General features: G+C 36.9%; 14 protein-coding genes. 3 read left to right on the top strand and 11 right to left on the bottom strand.

The genetic code is table 11. The annotated features are described in order from the left end of the window. Nucleotides 1–118: 118 nt before the first annotated feature. The 6 genes from K0R93_RS15390 to K0R93_RS15365 form a co-directional block, all read right to left on the bottom strand. Nucleotides 119–796, bottom strand: coding sequence for a response regulator (locus K0R93_RS15390; RefSeq protein ID WP_300303038.1), 678 nt, complete (start codon nt 794–796; stop codon nt 119–121). Further along, on the bottom strand, nt 793–2,391 hold the full coding sequence (gene dcuS, locus K0R93_RS15385; protein ID WP_300303036.1) for a DcuS/MalK family sensor histidine kinase: 1,599 nt from the start codon (nt 2,389–2,391) through the stop codon (nt 793–795). Before dcuS ends, K0R93_RS15390 begins: the two co-directional genes overlap by 4 nt. Nucleotides 2,392–2,584: 193 nt before the next feature. Then, nucleotides 2,585–3,253: a PDC sensor domain-containing protein gene (locus K0R93_RS15380; RefSeq protein ID WP_300303034.1), complete on the bottom strand. Its 669-nt coding sequence runs from the start codon at nt 3,251–3,253 to the stop codon at nt 2,585–2,587. A 106-nt stretch (nt 3,254–3,359) separates the two neighbouring features. Beyond that, nucleotides 3,360–3,683, bottom strand: a complete 324-nt coding sequence (locus K0R93_RS15375; protein WP_300303032.1) for a cupin domain-containing protein — start codon at nt 3,681–3,683, stop codon at nt 3,360–3,362. A 355-nt stretch (nt 3,684–4,038) separates the two neighbouring features. Then, the gene (locus K0R93_RS15370) at nt 4,039–5,160 is read right to left on the bottom strand and encodes a threonine synthase (RefSeq protein WP_300303031.1); all 1,122 of its coding nucleotides are present in this window, start codon (nt 5,158–5,160) and stop codon (nt 4,039–4,041) included. A gap of 114 nt (nt 5,161–5,274) precedes the next feature. Continuing rightward, on the bottom strand, nt 5,275–5,655 hold the full coding sequence (locus tag K0R93_RS15365; RefSeq protein ID WP_300303029.1) for a RidA family protein: 381 nt from the start codon (nt 5,653–5,655) through the stop codon (nt 5,275–5,277). A gap of 350 nt (nt 5,656–6,005) precedes the next feature. Here K0R93_RS15365 and K0R93_RS15360 point away from each other — a divergent pair, with 350 nt between their 5' ends. Further along, a complete protein-coding gene (locus tag K0R93_RS15360) occupies nt 6,006–6,218 on the top strand; it encodes a hypothetical protein (protein WP_300303027.1) in 213 nt (70 codons plus the stop codon). Nucleotides 6,219–6,364: 146 nt separating this feature from the next. Here K0R93_RS15360 and K0R93_RS15355 read toward each other — a convergent pair whose 3' ends face one another. Beyond that, on the bottom strand, nt 6,365–7,489 hold the full coding sequence (locus tag K0R93_RS15355) for a bifunctional cystathionine gamma-lyase/homocysteine desulfhydrase (RefSeq protein ID WP_300303025.1): 1,125 nt from the start codon (nt 7,487–7,489) through the stop codon (nt 6,365–6,367). 401 nt (nt 7,490–7,890) lie between these two features. Next, on the bottom strand, nt 7,891–8,589 hold the full coding sequence (locus K0R93_RS15350) for a cadmium resistance transporter (RefSeq protein ID WP_300303023.1): 699 nt from the start codon (nt 8,587–8,589) through the stop codon (nt 7,891–7,893). Nucleotides 8,590–8,836: 247 nt separating this feature from the next. On the opposite strand from K0R93_RS15350, the gene K0R93_RS15345 reads away from it, so the two are divergent. Beyond that, nucleotides 8,837–10,207, top strand: coding sequence for a metallophosphoesterase (locus K0R93_RS15345; RefSeq protein ID WP_300303021.1), 1,371 nt, complete (start codon nt 8,837–8,839; stop codon nt 10,205–10,207). Nucleotides 10,208–10,326: 119 nt separating this feature from the next. On the opposite strand, the gene K0R93_RS15340 is transcribed toward K0R93_RS15345, so the two are convergent. Then, entirely contained in the window at nt 10,327–10,725 is a 399-nt protein-coding gene (locus K0R93_RS15340) for a pyridoxamine 5'-phosphate oxidase family protein (protein WP_300303019.1), read from the bottom strand. 129 nt (nt 10,726–10,854) lie between these two features. Between K0R93_RS15340 and K0R93_RS15335 the strand changes: the two genes are divergently transcribed. Continuing rightward, nucleotides 10,855–11,196, top strand: a complete 342-nt coding sequence (locus K0R93_RS15335; RefSeq protein ID WP_300303017.1) for a winged helix-turn-helix transcriptional regulator — start codon at nt 10,855–10,857, stop codon at nt 11,194–11,196. Nucleotides 11,197–11,383: 187 nt separating this feature from the next. Here K0R93_RS15335 and polC read toward each other — a convergent pair whose 3' ends face one another. Next, entirely contained in the window at nt 11,384–14,677 is a 3,294-nt protein-coding gene (gene polC, locus K0R93_RS15330) for a DNA polymerase III subunit alpha (protein WP_330685184.1), read from the bottom strand. Next, nucleotides 14,583–15,649, bottom strand: a 1,067-nt coding sequence (locus tag K0R93_RS19150) for a PolC-type DNA polymerase III N-terminal domain-containing protein (protein WP_330685183.1), incomplete at its 5' end; no start/stop codon positions are given. The genes K0R93_RS19150 and polC, both read right to left, overlap by 95 nt.

Below are 15,649 nucleotides of genomic sequence, written 5' to 3'. Positions count from 1 at the left end.
AGTATATAAAAACAACCAATAAAAAAACATTTAGAAACTATTCTAAATGTTTTGTAAATAAAAAATACTTTGTTATTAAGTTAACATTATTAAAATTCTGCATATCTTCAGCAATTAACTATCCATGTATATCTCTATATAAATGACCAGGTCTGCCAGTTGAACCGTATTCTATTTCCAATTTCACCTCTTGTATAGATACCAAATATTCTAGATACCTTCTTGCTGTCACTCTTGAAACCCCTATTCTTTCAGCCACTTCTTCACTTGTTACAGCTTGTTTACGATTATTTCGCACAAAATTTCGAATGCTTTCCAGTGTATTTTTGTGCAGACCTTTTTTCAGTGGATAGCTTGAATTTTTCTCTTGCTTATTCGTAATTCTATCTATATCTTCTTGTTCAATTTGATTCTTATTGTTCAACAATTGATGTCTGAGCAAATAATTGTCCAATGAATGTTTCAACCTTTCAAATTCAAAGGGCTTAATTAAGTAGTCCACTGCACCCAACTTTAAGACCTCATCAATATTTTCAGCTTCTCTTGCTGCTGTAACCAATATTACATCGATTTTAATGGACCGCTTTCTCAACTCCTTCAGAAAACTAACGCCATCCATTTTGGGCATGTAGATATCCAGTATAATTAGGTCAATCGTTGAATTCTTCACATAACGTAAAGCATCTTCTCCATTGCACGCTATGGCGATTACCTGAAATCCATTGATGCATTCTACATATCTCTTATTTAATTGTGCAACCATAGGATCATCTTCGACAATTAGTACTTTGATCAACTTTGTCCCTCCTTTGGTATAGTGATCTTGAATTTTGTTTCTTTGCCATAATCTGATGATACTTCAATTTGTCCACCTAGATTATCAATCGTTTCTTTGATAAGTGCTAAACCGATACCCCTACTGCCTTCATTGGTCGTAAACCCTCTGTTGAAAATGAATGCTTGATTTTCTCTGGGGATTCCCGTACCGTTGTCTTTTACTTGGATGATAATTTCATTTTCCGATTCCTTCAGCTTTATCTTGACAAACTTCTCCGTTTTATGGCTTTTTTGTACTGCTTCCATTGCGTTCTCCAAAAGGTTCCCAATAATTGTTACCAAGGTATTGCTATGAACTCTGTCTATTCTTTTTTCTAATGATGATTCCAAATCTATTTTCATGTCTATACCCAGCTCTTTTGCACGACTAAATTTTCCTAAAATTAAGCCTGCTACTGTAGGATCTTTTACCTTATTCATAACCAAACTGATAATTTGCTGCTGCCTTTCAGTTTCACTGATAATATATCTTTTAGCCTCCTCGTATTCTCCTACTTGTATGAGCCCTAAAATAACATGCATCTTATTCATAAATTCATGGGTATTGGCTCGTAATGCATCCACAATTTGCTTAATTCCAGTGACTTCTTCGGCTAATTGGGTAATCATGGTTTTATCTCTAAAGGTGGCAATAGCACCCACCGACTTATCTCCATCCCTAATTGGAATTCTATTGGTTATGATGATGGTTTCATTTAATACCTGCTCTCGGTCATACTCAGCAACACCTGTCTTAACGACCTCGGGCAGTCTGCTTGTAGGGAAAATATCCATGATATTTTTACCTACAATATTCTCCTGTTGGATCTGAAGCAATTTAATGGCTGAATCATTGACCAGCGTAATGTTTGAATGCTCATCAATAGCAATGATTCCCTCATGTATGGCATCCAACATCCCTTTTTTTTCAATATAAAGCTTTAAAATTTCTTCAGGTTCTAATCCCAATAAGCTTTTTTTAATATTTCTAGCCAATAAAAAAGCGCCTTCAGCCCCAATCAACAATCCAATGCCCGAAGAAAGAATTAGTGTGAGGATACTCTGTTTTTTAACCTGGTGCACAGTTTGCGTTAGCGCCCCTGCCATTGCAAACCCAACTTGATTGCCCTTTGAGTCTATAATAGGCGTAAACGCCCTAACGGCTCTCCCCATCGTTCCCGTTGCTTCGGAGATATAACTATTCCCTTTTGTTAATACCTCCTGCTCATCTCCGCCTACAAATTTTTTTCCAAGCCTGTCTCGGCTAGGATGTCCATATCTTATGCCTGTCATGTCCGCTACAACGATAATCTCAACCTTTTCTGTATTTGCTAATACCTTTTCCACGTATTCCTGTATTTCATTACCCTGTGTCTTACTGCTTAGACCATTAATAACAATAGGCGTTGCTGCCACCAACTGAGCCACATTCATGATATTGGTTTCAATCTCATCTTGAACATTTCCGATGACCCATCGGGATGTAAAAGAAACGGTTATAGTAACAGACATGAAAATTATGATAAATGTCAGGATAATAATTTTCGTTTGAAGATTAAGATGCACTTTACCCATAATGTACTCCTTCAACTAATTTCTGATATTTTGATTATACCATGTTTCATTTTATCTTTCTAAATTTTAAAAAAACTGCGGTATAACGATATTCTTTAAAAATGAAAAACGTCTCTGGGCTTAGCGTTAATTTCTAAACCCATAGACGTTCTTATTTTTCTCATACAATGATATTTTATAGTTACAATTAAATTTATTCTATTCCAAGTTTTATATCTATTCCAACTACACCCACAAGCTTATCTTTTTGATATACAGGTTTAGACATAGATAAAATTTGTGCACCATTACTTATATCTGTATAAACATCGGCTATATAATAATCATTATCTGCATTTGTATACCAAGGTCTCTGCCTAGGATCATAGTCCTCAGGAAGCACTGTTTTAGGGATTATAGACATTCCCCCTGAGTCTTGTGCCCCGAAGTATATATATTCAATATCCAGCTTGCTCATCTCTTTAAAATCCTGCAAGATCTTCTCAATCTCATCATGGTTTTGCATATCTGTTAGTTTTTCACTAATCCCAACTAATTCTAGCTTTGCTTGATCGATGATATCAGAGGAAACCTCTTCCACATCTACTTTAATACTCATATCTACAGGTGTAATGTTTGCAGCATTTAAATTCTTATCCCATTCAACCTTTTTCCCAAAAACTTTTGAAATTTCTCTAAGCGGAACGTATGTAGTCCCATTATAAAGCAAATTATTCATTTCAATCTTTTCTCCAAGGATTTCAATATTCACACTGTTCCATAACACATCAATCGTTTCCAATAATCCCCCTGCAAACACAAAGCTATTGATCATTGCCATAACTATCATCCCTACCACAAATCCTTTGAAATACGTCTTCATCCGTTATCCCCCTTTACCGTTCTCCATTTAAACCATGATGACCTTCATTTTTCTCAATTCTCTAAATGTATTTTTTAAAACAAAAGTCCTTTAACTCAGAATAAAATTAAAGAAAATCCTTTCTCATCGGCGTAAAGATATCCAGCAGCTTTGAATCTTCCAAAGCGACCACACCATGCATCACATTAGGTGCTATATAATAACTATCTCCTGCTTTTATAATTTGTTTTCCTGCATTTTCTTCTTCCAATTCGAAAGATCCTGAAATAACATATCCAATTTGTTCATGGGGATGGGAATGCAAAGCACCTATTGCACCTTTTGTAAATGTCATTTCACAGGACATAAGGTTTTCGCTATATGAAAGCACTTTACGTGTTACACTGCCTCCTAAATCTACTGTTTCCATTCGTTCATTAAGTGTATACATATTCTTTTCTCTCCCTTAAATATTATTATCTTTATTTAATTTAAAGCAAGCAAGTGCCGTCACCACTGGCCTATAGGAACTACTCTGACATAGATGGTGTACTCTTGTTAGTAGTATCTTCACTAGATCATTAAGATATCGCACACAAATCCTTTACCTTGACTATTTCTGTAAAATAGCGCTCGCTCGAATAGGTGCTCCATCAGAATTAACAAATTTTAGTGGTAGTACACAAAATGTAAATAATTTGTTTCCAATACATAGAATCTTCTCTTACCCTAAAGCATCCATAATAACACCTATTTGATATTGTCCATTATAGTTTTCAAAACCTACCAATCAATTATATCAAAAATTAATCTGCTTTCAATCCTGCTCCGCATAGAGGTAGAAGCACCTTGCCCTTTATATGATCTTTGTTTCTTTCGTAGTAATCGAAAAATGCTGCAAAAGTGGCTGCGGTAGTAGGTTCCACATAGAAGCCTTTCTCCGCTAAGTATCTTCTTGTCTCACCAATCTTGTTCTCTGGTGCGACAATGATTTCTCCATCTGTATCTCTAATAGCATCCAATATTTGTTTTCCTCTCTTAGGCTCCGCTATAGCTATACCTTCTGCTAAGGTTCCCATATTTGCTACTCCATCCACAGTGGATTTTTTCTCGGTAAAAGCTTTATATATAGGCGCACAGCCTTCAGCTTGAACAGCAACGATTTTGGGCAGTTTTGTTATCATACCTAAGTCCAACAATTCTTTAAACCCATAGTAAGCACCTAAAATCAAAGTGCCGTTGCCTACAGGTATGACTAAAGTTTCTGGTAATTCACCATTTAATTGCTCATAGATTTCGTAGACATAGGTTTTCGTTCCTTGATAAAAAAAGGGATTGTACACATGGCTGGCATAAAATCCTTCGCCGTTTTCAACAGCGGTTAATGCGGCTTTTGCAGTGTCTTCACGGTTTCCCTTAATCAAGTGCACATTTGCCCCATGGGAAGAAATTTGTTTCACTTTTTTTGTAGAAGTATTTTCTGGAACGTATATATCACATTTTATACCTGCCCTATTTGCATATGCAGCAATTGAAGTACCTGCATTGCCACTGCTATCCTGAATAACTTTCTCTACGCCGAGTTCCTTTGCTTTTGCAATTAAAACGGCAGCACCTCTATCCTTAAAGGATAATGTAGGCATCATATAGTCTACCTTAACCAAAACATTAGGATTATCTTTTTCTAATGGAACAATAGGCGTTAAACCTTCACCCATAGATATGTCTTTCCATAGGCTAAAGTCTTCACCAAAAGGCATTGTTTTAATGTATCTGAACAAACTCCATTCAGATTGAACGATGTCTTTTTGCGAGAATTGTACCTCAAATTTTTCAAGGTCCAGCATGCCGCTGCATTCACAACGAAATACCAAGGATTCTGGTTTATACTTTTTACCACATTCATGACAAACATAGTTTATATTCATGTCATCAACTCCTATCTCGCTTTTGTATAGTCATATATGTTTGATCAATAGGGGCATCCCTATACGATCAGTTATCGCGCCATATGTATATACTTTGAATAAATCAAATCCCACCTATAGTGACACAGCCGCAATCGCATCGATTTCAATTTTGAAACCATAGTGCAGCTCCTTGGTAGGTACAATTGCTCGTGCAGGCCTATGATTTCCAAAGAAATCACTATAAATCTTGTTTACGGGATCCCATAAGGAAATATCCGAAATGTACACAGTGGTTTTTAAAATATGATTTTTATTACATCCAGCTTCATTGAGTATCAATTCAATGTTCTTCAAAGCCCTTTCAGCCTGTTCTTCAATTGGTCCAAGAATTTTTTCCCCTGTATCAGGATCAATTGCTAATTGTCCTGAGATAAAAATCAATCCGTTATGAACAATTGCTTGTGCATAATGCCCGGCAGGTCTCAAAGCATTGTTTGTAGTGATAACTTGCATGCATTCTCTCCTCACTTGTTTTGATTTCATTTAAGTAACTGTAGACAGTTACTTTTGATATATTAAACTTTCTGCAATTTCTCAATAACTCCTTTAATAAAAGAGCTATATTTTTGACGATCCTTGCTTTATTAGTGGATCAACGGACACAATACAAAGTACTCTCAGTTTTCTCTGCATCGTGCGCATCCCTTAATTAAACTTTTTTTACCATATTGTATTATTAACACATTGCTATTTCAAATAGTCTTTATCTCACAATCATTCATTGTTTAATTTCTTTTGGTATATTATAATGGTGAGTAGCTTTCAAAAATATCATCATTCAATGTAAAAGGAGATCTATGAATATGTCTGATTCAAAAAATAAAGAGCAAGACCCAGAAACCGCTGAGAAAAAAAAGGTAAGTTTGCAAGATGCTATGAAACAAATGCTTGCAAACAAAAAACAAGGGAAATCAACAAATAAATTCGGTACTGATTCTGGCAATACTGGTACAATGAAACAAAACCAAGTAGCCAGAAAACCAAATACTCAGAACAGACGAACAGGCGGCGCATAATGAGTTATTTAGACTGAATACATGGATGTCAGGACTATAATCATTGAATATAACGATTGGCATCCCAAGTAATAGGAAAGGACTTGCAGATATAATTTTATGTCTGCAAGTCCTTTCCTACATATTTGACCTGATGGCTCCAGCCCTTATTTTCTTGATATATCTAGATCACTTATGATATCTTCTATATCTTCTATTCCCACGGAGAGCCGAATTAAAGTATCTGTAATACCTAATTTATCTCTGTTCTCTTTAGGCACTGAGGCATGGGTCATTTTCGCTGAGACCGATATAAGACTCTCTATCCCACCCAAGCTTTCTGCTAAGGCAATGGTTTTTAGATTGTGCAGCACTTTTTCTAATACTTCTTCACTTGCGACCTCAAAGGAAATCATTCCGCCGTAGTTTTTCATTTGCCCCTTTGCAATGGTATCTGCTTGTAAGCCAGGATAATATATTTTGCTCACCCAACTTTGTTGTTCCAACCACGCCACCACTTTAGCCGCATTTTCACAATGTCGATCCATGCGCACAGCCAATGTCTTTATCCCTTTCACTAGCAGCCAGCTGTCAAAGGGGCCTAAAATTGCGCCCACAGCATTTTGTACGAAGTGCATTTTGTTGGCTAAGTCTTCGCTATCGACGACTACAACTCCAGCAACTAAATCACTATGCCCTCCCAAATATTTCGTAGCGCTATGGAGTACAATATTTGCACCCAATTCTATAGGTCTTTGTAAATAAGGGGTCATGAAAGTGTTGTCTACGATAAGCAGTACGTCATGATCTTTTGCAATCTTTGATACTGCGTGAATATCTGTTAGTTTCATCAGTGGGTTTGTGGGTGTTTCTACATAAATCGCCTTCGTATTCTCTTGAAGATGATTCGATATATTGGCAATATTGCTTGTATCTACAAAGCTATATTCTATGCCAAAGCTTTTAAATATCTTATCCACCACCCTAAAAGTTCCACCATAAACATCATCACTAAATATAATATGATCCCCTGCCTTAAACATCATGAGCACAGATGAAATCGCAGCCATACCAGATCCAAATGCAAACCCTGCATATCCATTTTCTAAGTCTGCAATCAGCTTCTCCGCAGCTTCTCTAGTAGGATTACCTGTTCTAGAGTACTCATAACCCTTATGTTCTCCTACTCTTTCCTGGGCATAGGTGGATGTCTGATATATCGGTACAGTTACAGAACCAGTTGCTTTATCCCCATCAATACCACCATGAATCACAAGCGAATTAAAATTCATCCTTATTCCTCCTAAAGATTATATTTTTCTTTAAGCTTTGCAGCCACTTCTCTTGCAAACTCTTTTGCACCAAATAATATTTTCGTTGTATGAATCCTATAATCAAATTGTTCAAGTATCTTACATATATCTCTTAAGCATTCATAGTATTCATATCAAAATACTTGGCTTTAATTTATCATATACCTATTCTATTGTCAATAAGCATCTATGGATACTTTATATAGGAAATATTGTGATATGTGCACTAGGTATTCATATCGATGTTTACTGTTTGCCCCTTGGGCATAAAAAAACCGTGAAGATTCACAAGATTTCTCCTGCAAATATCTCACGGAAACTTCCTTATCCTCCAATACACCAAATCCCTCGCCTTTTGTACAATAGAAAATCTCATCTCCCTACAACCATCCCGAAAGCACTTTCTTATAAATATAAGTTATGGTTCCACTTTCAATTAATATAAAAATTCCTAACCCTATAAATATGATGGGAATAAAGACATGCTTATTTATTTCGATGTTTTTCTGAACGAAAGGATATTCTGCCAACCTTAGACCAATAAAACACCATAGTCCTATAAGAAGTATAAAGACTGCCACTGTTATCATGATGTCAATAAAATTCATACTTGTAAAAAGAGGTATATAAATCCCTATATTATCTCCACCGTTAGCAATCGTTACGCTCGCTACTTTTACCACACTTGGGTTAACAAAACCCTTCATAACGGGTATTATATGGCTTTCTTGCATACTTGTTGGTTCTTCAAGTTTGTTATTGTCATGATCTTGTGCTTCTTGCTGCCCTGCATTCGTCTGATCCATACGCTCTTTTTTGTGTTCAAAATATGCTTTTATACCTAAATATATCGGTACTATTCCAAGAAAGCCCACATATTCATTTGGAATGAGCGATACCCCTAAAGCACCAATTATACTTACCGCTGTCAGAACTCCGATTCCTATATACTGCCCAAGAATAATATGCCCTTTTTTCATAACATGATTTATTTGCGAGAAAAAAAGCATAAGCACAAATATGTCGTCTATATTGGTACTTGCAAATGAAACAAAAGCCGTTATTACTGTACTGAACAATTACTTTTCCTCCCCTTATTATGATCTCCCAGCCGATGAACTGCTTCCCTTCCCTATATCACTTTAATCTATCATAGCATAGAAAAGACCTGTTAGAAAATACTTGTAGCAATACAGCTAATTCAATAAATCTTCCCATGAAGTTTAAGAAGCAACATCATTATTGCATTTTTGTATAAACCTATTGTTTACCCTAATGAAATCATGTATATATATATTATCTAGTAAAACGGGAAACGAGGATATCATGAGAGCAAAAAAAGGATTATTTGTAGGGATAGTACTGATTCTTATACTCGGATTCATTGGCATGTTTCTGAGAGACCAAAAATTATCTACACAGCTCAAAGCAGGAGAAGAAATCACATTCTTTGTTGCTTCAGATATTCATTATCTAGCCAACAGCCTAAAAGATAGGGGAGACGCCTTTAAAAAGTATGTTTCTCTTGCTGATGATGGAAGAGAACTAGAATATATTGACGAAATTATGAAGGCTTTTACCTATGATATAGAAAAGAAAAAGCCAGATATTTTGTTGATCAGCGGTGATTTGACCAATAATGGAGAAAAGGAAAGCCACCTGGAGTTGAAGAGGCTTCTTGATAAAATTGAAGACTTGGGTACATCTGTCTATGTTATTCCAGGAAATCATGACATACTCAACCCTTGGGCTATAGGTTTTAAGCAAGATCAACGGTATGAGACAGAAACAATAGATGCTAAGGAGTTTAAGAAGATATATAAAAACTTTGGATATAAAGAGGCCATATCTTGGGATAAGACTACCTTAAGCTATCTTGCTACGCCTTCAGAAGATATGTGGTTGTTGATGCTGGATACAAATCAATACAAGGACAACATGAAAAAAGGTAGCCCTGTGGCTGACGGGGTTATTGGACCTAAAACCTTAAATTGGATAAAAAAATGTAATGACCTAGCAAAGAAAAATGGTGCACAGATCATTACGGTGATGCACCACAATCTACTTGACCATAATGAAATCATCCATGAAGGATACACATTAGATAATCAAGAGGAGTCTTTGGCTGTATTTGAGGAGGAGGGGTTAAATGTATTTTTATCTGGCCATATTCATATTCAGGATATAAGTTCATATAGGCCAGTAAATAAAGGAAAGATAACACAAGGAAACAATCTTATTTATGATATTGTCACGAGCTCTCTAAATGTCTATCCTCAGCAGTATGGAATCTTACAATATTCCCCTACTAAGAATACTTATGACTACAGTACCTCATGGGTTGATGTAGAAGGATGGTCAACTCAAGAAGGGCTTCTCGATGAAAATATAAATCATTTCAGGGAATATTCAGCGAAATCTTTTGGAAAAGAAGCCTACTATATGGCTTATCTTGCACTGATTGGTCTTAATCGCTATACGAAGGAAGAGTTAGATATCATGTCTAGGACGATGGAAATATTGAACGTAAGATACTTTTCAGGCAAAGACCAAGAGGGTGAAGAAGAGATTCTCAAATCGAAAGGCTTTGCATTATGGCAGTCAGCACCCGATAGCTTTGTAAAGAAATATATTATAAGTATACTAAAAGACCAAAATACCGATGACAACAGCCTACATATTGAAATGGATTTTTAAAACTTCTACAATCCTAGGATTTTACATGGCTATACAAAGAAAAGTTATTTAAATCTCAGGAGATTTAAATAACTTTTCTTCGTATAATACCGCTAGGGTATGAATAATATTCACTTACATTAATATAACGAGAATGTTTCAGGCGCTGCTGTAAAAGAAGAAATGGTAGCTGTTCCTTTTGTAAAATACAGAACTGCAAAAATTCCGTCATCAATGCTGTAGATAGACTTTAGAGAGGGTACAGCTTCAAGTGCAAGTTCCTTTACTTCACGTCTATCATCATTTGCAACTTCTCCAGTAACACGAATCCATTGTCCTTTTTCATTCATACCAGAGATTTCAACTTTTGGATTTGCTAACATTTGTTTAAAGGTTGGTTTCGTGTTGTTTGTGACGATATATAGCTTCCCTTCATATTCAAAGACAGCACCAAATGGTCTAACCCTTGGCTGGTCACCTTCATTGGTTGCCAAGTAAAAAGTACCACTTTCCCTTAAAAATTCTAATGCTTTTTTCATGATGATTGCTCCTTCCATATATCTGTGTTAAAATTAATTGCACGTTAATAATATCATGTATCACTAAAATAACAAGTACGATTTTAATTTGATGTAAGTATCTAATAGGATACTATAGGAGGAGATACTATGGAAAATAATGATAGTCTTTTTGGAAAATGTCCATATTTTACTGCACAAAAAGTCTTCTCAGGAAAATGGTCAATACTGATTATGTATCATTTGAATGATGGGCCACTGCGCCATGGAGAACTCCAACGAAGTCTGGGAGATATTACCCAGGCTACGTTAACAAAGCAATTAAGAATGTTAGAAGATTATGGATTGGTTAGCCGATATGTTTATTCGGAAATTCCACCTAGGGTTGAGTATTCGCTGACAGATTTGGGCAAGGCGTTCAATCCCGTTCTAGAACAGCTTCGGGTTTGGGGAGAAGAGTATATTGAGTTTTTAAAAACTGCAAAAAAGTAATAAAATCATACGTCATTTGCTTTTTCACAACCAGCTAATATAAAAGAACAGTGAGACACGGGGACGGTTGATGCGCCTTTGCTTGGCGCACCAACCATCCCCGTGTCTCATTCGAACAAAAATAACCATCTAGCGGCTTAATTTATATGTACTTTGCAATATCACACCACGGCAGTGACTTTATCCATTAGATTACATCAAATAGGCTCATTTGATCACTTTCAGGAAGACCGTTCAAACAATCAAACTTTTTAAGTAAGTCTATAGCAGCATTCCCGATCTTGGCCCGTTTCCTTAGATCCTCTATTGAGCTGATGGGCTCTTCTTCATGAAATGCATTATATATGCCTTCTGCTGCAACGTTTCCCATGCCGGAAATACTGTTTATAGGCGGCCTTAAGCTATCCTCTTCTACCAGAAATTTTGTGGTATGGGACTTATATAAATCTATGGGCAAAAATTTAATGCCCCTCTCGTACATTTCCAAAACGATTTCTAAGTCGTCATACATATCTTTATCCTTAGGCGCTGCTTGCATGCCCAACATTTCTATTTCCTTCATCTTTTCTTTAACCTTTTCTTTACCAAATATCATAAACTCTGCATCAAAGGCCTTTGCTCTAATGCTGAAGTATGCTGCGTAATAAGCCTTGGGTATGTGAACCTTGAACCAAGCAATCCTGAAGGCCATCATTACATAGGCTGCAGCATGGGCCTTAGGGAACATGTATTTTATCTTTTTACAGGAGTTTATATACCACTCAGGTACATTACACGCCCTCATCTGCTCCTCATATTCCGGCCATTTTGAGTCCTTCAGTGCCTTTCCCTTACGTACCGTCTCCATAATCTTAAAGGCAGTATTGGGTTGCAGGTCTTTTTTGATAAGATATGTCATGATATCATCTCTCGTACATACCGCCTCACTTAAGGTAACGATTCCCTGATCAATCAAGTCCTTGGCATTGCCAATCCATACATCTGTACCATGTGAAAGCCCCGATATACATATCAAATCCATAAAGGCCTTTGGCATTGTATCTAAAAGCATTCCCCTTACAAATCTAGTTCCAAATTCAGGGATACCAAAGGTTCCCACTTTGGAGTTTATCTGCTCCGGTGTTACGCCCAGGGCTTCCGTGGATGAAAATATAGACATGGTCTTCTTATCATCCATAGGTATCGTTTTAGGGTCCACTCCGGTGATATCCTGGAGCATTCTTATGACTGTGGGATCATCATGGCCCAATATATCCAGCTTTAATAAGTTCTGGTCAATAGAGTGATAGTCAAAATGGGTTGTGATGATATCAGAATTTGGATCATCGGCAGGATGCTGTACAGGACAAAATTCATAGATTTCTCTTCCTTTAGGCACTACGATAATTCCACCAGGATGCTGGCCCGAGGTTCTTTTTATACCTGTACATCCTTTTGCGATTCTGGCTATTTCTGCCTTGTTTACTGTCATGTTCTTTTCTTCAAAATATTTTTTCACATAGCCAAAGGCTGTTTTATCCGCTATTGTCCCTATGGTTCCTGCCTTAAATGTTGTGCCCTTTCCAAAGATTACTTCTGTATACTTATGGGCTATTGCCTGATATTCACCAGAAAAATTTAAGTCGATATCCGGCTCCTTATCCCCATTAAAGCCTAAGAAGGTTTCAAAGGGTATGTCTATACCATCCTTGGCCATCTGTTCTCCACAAACAGGACAAAGCTTATCTGGTAAGTCAAAACCGATCTTAAAACCATAATCTGTGAAGTCCGAATGCTTGCAGCTGGGACACCTGTAATGGGCTGGCAGGGCATTTACTTCCGTGATCCCCGTCATATATGCTACAACAGATGACCCTACGGACCCCCTAGATCCCACCAGATAACCATCCTCGTTTGATTTCCATACCAGTTTTTGTGAGATGATGTACATTACGGAGAAACCATTCTTTATAATGGAATCCAATTCCTTATCTAATCTTTTCTCAACTATTTCCGGCAATGGATTTCCATATAGCTCATGGGCCTTCCCATAAGTTATGTCCTTAATGGTCTGCTCACAGCCCTCAATGTGGGGTGGACATTTTTCCGATGAAATGGGACTAATCTGTTGGCACATATCTGATATCTTATTGGTATTTGTAACAACCACCTCATATGCCTTTTCAGCGCCTAAATAGGAAAACTCCTCCAGCATCTCCTCTGTGGTTCTTAGATATAAGGGAGCTTGCTCATCGGCATCCTTAAAACCCTGTCCTGCTTCCAGTATACGTCTGTATATCTCATCCTCAGGATCCAGAAAATGAACATCTCCCGCAGCTACTACAGGCTTATTTAATTTCTCTCCCAGGGCTACAATTTTTCTGTTAATTTCCTTTAGATATTCTTTATTCGGCACCTGCTCTGTTCTTACCAAATAATCATTATTTCCTAGAGGCTGTATCTCCAGATAATCATATTCCTCTGCAATGGCCTCAATTTCTTCATCGGATTTTCCTAAGAGTATCGACTGATACAGTTCCCCTTCACTGCAGGCACTTCCAATGATCAAACCCTCGGAATACTTTTTATAGATGCTTTTCAGTATACGAGGCCTTTTGTGAAAATAGTCTAAACTAGAGATAGACACTAATTTGTATAAATTCTTTAACCCTACATAATCCTTTGCAAAAATGATGGCATGATAGGTTTTCAGTTTTTTATACTCCTCCTTCAATGCCTCCTCATCAGAACCATATATATCTATTTCCTCAAGGGTTTTTGCTCCCCTTTCTTTAAGCTTTTCGACCATTATATGGAACACCTTAACCGTGGTATCCACATCATCCAAAGCTCTATGTGCAACCTCTACCTTTATGCCAAGGTTTTTAGCAATTCTTCCTAATTTATAGGTTTTAAAATCCGGGAATAACTCCTTCGCTAGGGATAAGGTATCCACATAGGTAAAGTCGAAGTCATAGCCTAAGACACTGGCATTATGTTTTAAGAAGCCCATATCAAATCCTGCATTATGAGCAACCAAAACACTCCCCTTCATAAAATCCAGCATTTTAGGAAATACCTTCTCTATGGTTTCTGCATCCTTTACCATATCATCAGTTATTTGGGTAACCTCCACCACCTTTGATGGGATAGGCTTTTCAGGATTTACAAAACAACTGAATTTATCGATTACCTTGCCATTTTCAAGCTTCATAATCCCTATTTCAGTAATTTTTTCAGTTACTGGTGAGAAGCCTGTGGTTTCCAAATCCAGTACACAATATGTAGTATCGATACTCTGACCCTTGGGGTTTGTCACAGATGGTTTTTTATCCGGTGCCAAATAGGCCTCCACTCCATATAAAACCTTCATGTCGGGATGATCTCTCCCTAAAAGCTTATGGGCTTCAGGAAAGGACTGCACCACGCCATGGTCCGTTATCGCAATGGATTTCATGCCCCAGCTCATGGCTCTTTTGATCAAATCCGTGGCACTTGCCATAAACTTCTCCGGAAAACTTGCTGTAGCCTGCATTTCCTGAAAGCCTGACACCCTTAGCCTTTTGAAGCCTGGATAATATCTCTTCGTCTTCGCCAGGCTTCAAGAAAGATTTACAGGTCAAAGAACTTGAGCCATCATATAAATCAAAGGAAACTAATGTTTTTCCACTTTTCAATTCCTTCGCTTCTATATTTGATATTTCACCCTCTAGAGCGATCTTGCCCTCATCCGGTGTAATCTCGACAATTTTCATGATGGTGTCTTTAATCTTACTACTTCTGCCTAATATCAAAAATGGATCGCGTTTTTTCCCATCGGTCTCTGCCTTTACTTCAGATTCCTTAGGCAATTTATATGTATTATTGTTCGGTGTCTCTCTAACTTCATTTTGAATAAACAATCGTTCCTTTGCAAGGATTTCCTCTTGCTGCCTTATGACTTCTTCACTGCTTACTTTATCAGCAAAATTTATTTTATATGCTGCGCCGTACAGTTTTTTTATGGCCTCATGGATTTTTTTATCATAATTCATGCCGATTAAAATGTTGGATACAGCGCTTTTAAAGCTAAAATTTATAGTATCTTCATCCACTTCATATTCACTATTACCCAGCAATGCTTTTAAGGCAGGATATTTATTTTTCAGGGAAGATATAATACTTGGGAGTTCCTCTTCTACAGGCTTTTTATCTGTCTTATCGTCATACTTCACAGTAATGGTAGACTCATTTAAGCCAAATCTTTCCCTTATAAACTTATTGAGATGTTCAAATTCACTGATTTCAATATATTTATCAGAGAAAATTTTCATTTCAATGGTTTTGGTTTTTTTGCTTAAGACTACCGATTCTACAATGGCAGTATTTATATTACCGCTTACGATAGAATCACTAAAAATTTCATTTACTCTTCTCATGTTGTCATCTAACCTTCTCCTAAAAATTTTCAGTATGTTACCATTATATAAGACAA

The organism is Anaerosolibacter sp., from assembly GCF_029240175.1.
Lineage (GTDB): Bacteria > Bacillota > Clostridia > Peptostreptococcales > Thermotaleaceae > Anaerosolibacter.
The sequence above is the reverse complement of the archived record's forward strand: the minus strand, read 5'-3'. Positions and strand labels throughout refer to the sequence as shown.

Coding starts and splice junctions, on each gene's coding strand:
- dcuS (WP_300303036.1), bottom strand. CDS start 2,391: ATGGGTAAAGTGCATCTTAATCTTCAAACGAAAATTATTATCCTGACA.
- K0R93_RS15380 (WP_300303034.1), bottom strand. CDS start 3,253: ATGAAGACGTATTTCAAAGGATTTGTGGTAGGGATGATAGTTATGGCA.
- K0R93_RS15375 (WP_300303032.1), bottom strand. CDS start 3,683: ATGTATACACTTAATGAACGAATGGAAACAGTAGATTTAGGAGGCAGT.
- K0R93_RS15370 (WP_300303031.1), bottom strand. CDS start 5,160: ATGAATATAAACTATGTTTGTCATGAATGTGGTAAAAAGTATAAACCA.
- K0R93_RS15365 (WP_300303029.1), bottom strand. CDS start 5,655: ATGCAAGTTATCACTACAAACAATGCTTTGAGACCTGCCGGGCATTAT.
- K0R93_RS15360 (WP_300303027.1), top strand. CDS start 6,006: ATGTCTGATTCAAAAAATAAAGAGCAAGACCCAGAAACCGCTGAGAAA.
- K0R93_RS15355 (WP_300303025.1), bottom strand. CDS start 7,489: ATGAATTTTAATTCGCTTGTGATTCATGGTGGTATTGATGGGGATAAA.
- K0R93_RS15345 (WP_300303021.1), top strand. CDS start 8,837: ATGAGAGCAAAAAAAGGATTATTTGTAGGGATAGTACTGATTCTTATA.
- K0R93_RS15340 (WP_300303019.1), bottom strand. CDS start 10,725: ATGAAAAAAGCATTAGAATTTTTAAGGGAAAGTGGTACTTTTTACTTG.
- K0R93_RS15335 (WP_300303017.1), top strand. CDS start 10,855: ATGGAAAATAATGATAGTCTTTTTGGAAAATGTCCATATTTTACTGCA.
- polC (WP_330685184.1), bottom strand. CDS start 14,677: ATGGCAAGTGCCACGGATTTGATCAAAAGAGCCATGAGCTGGGGCATG.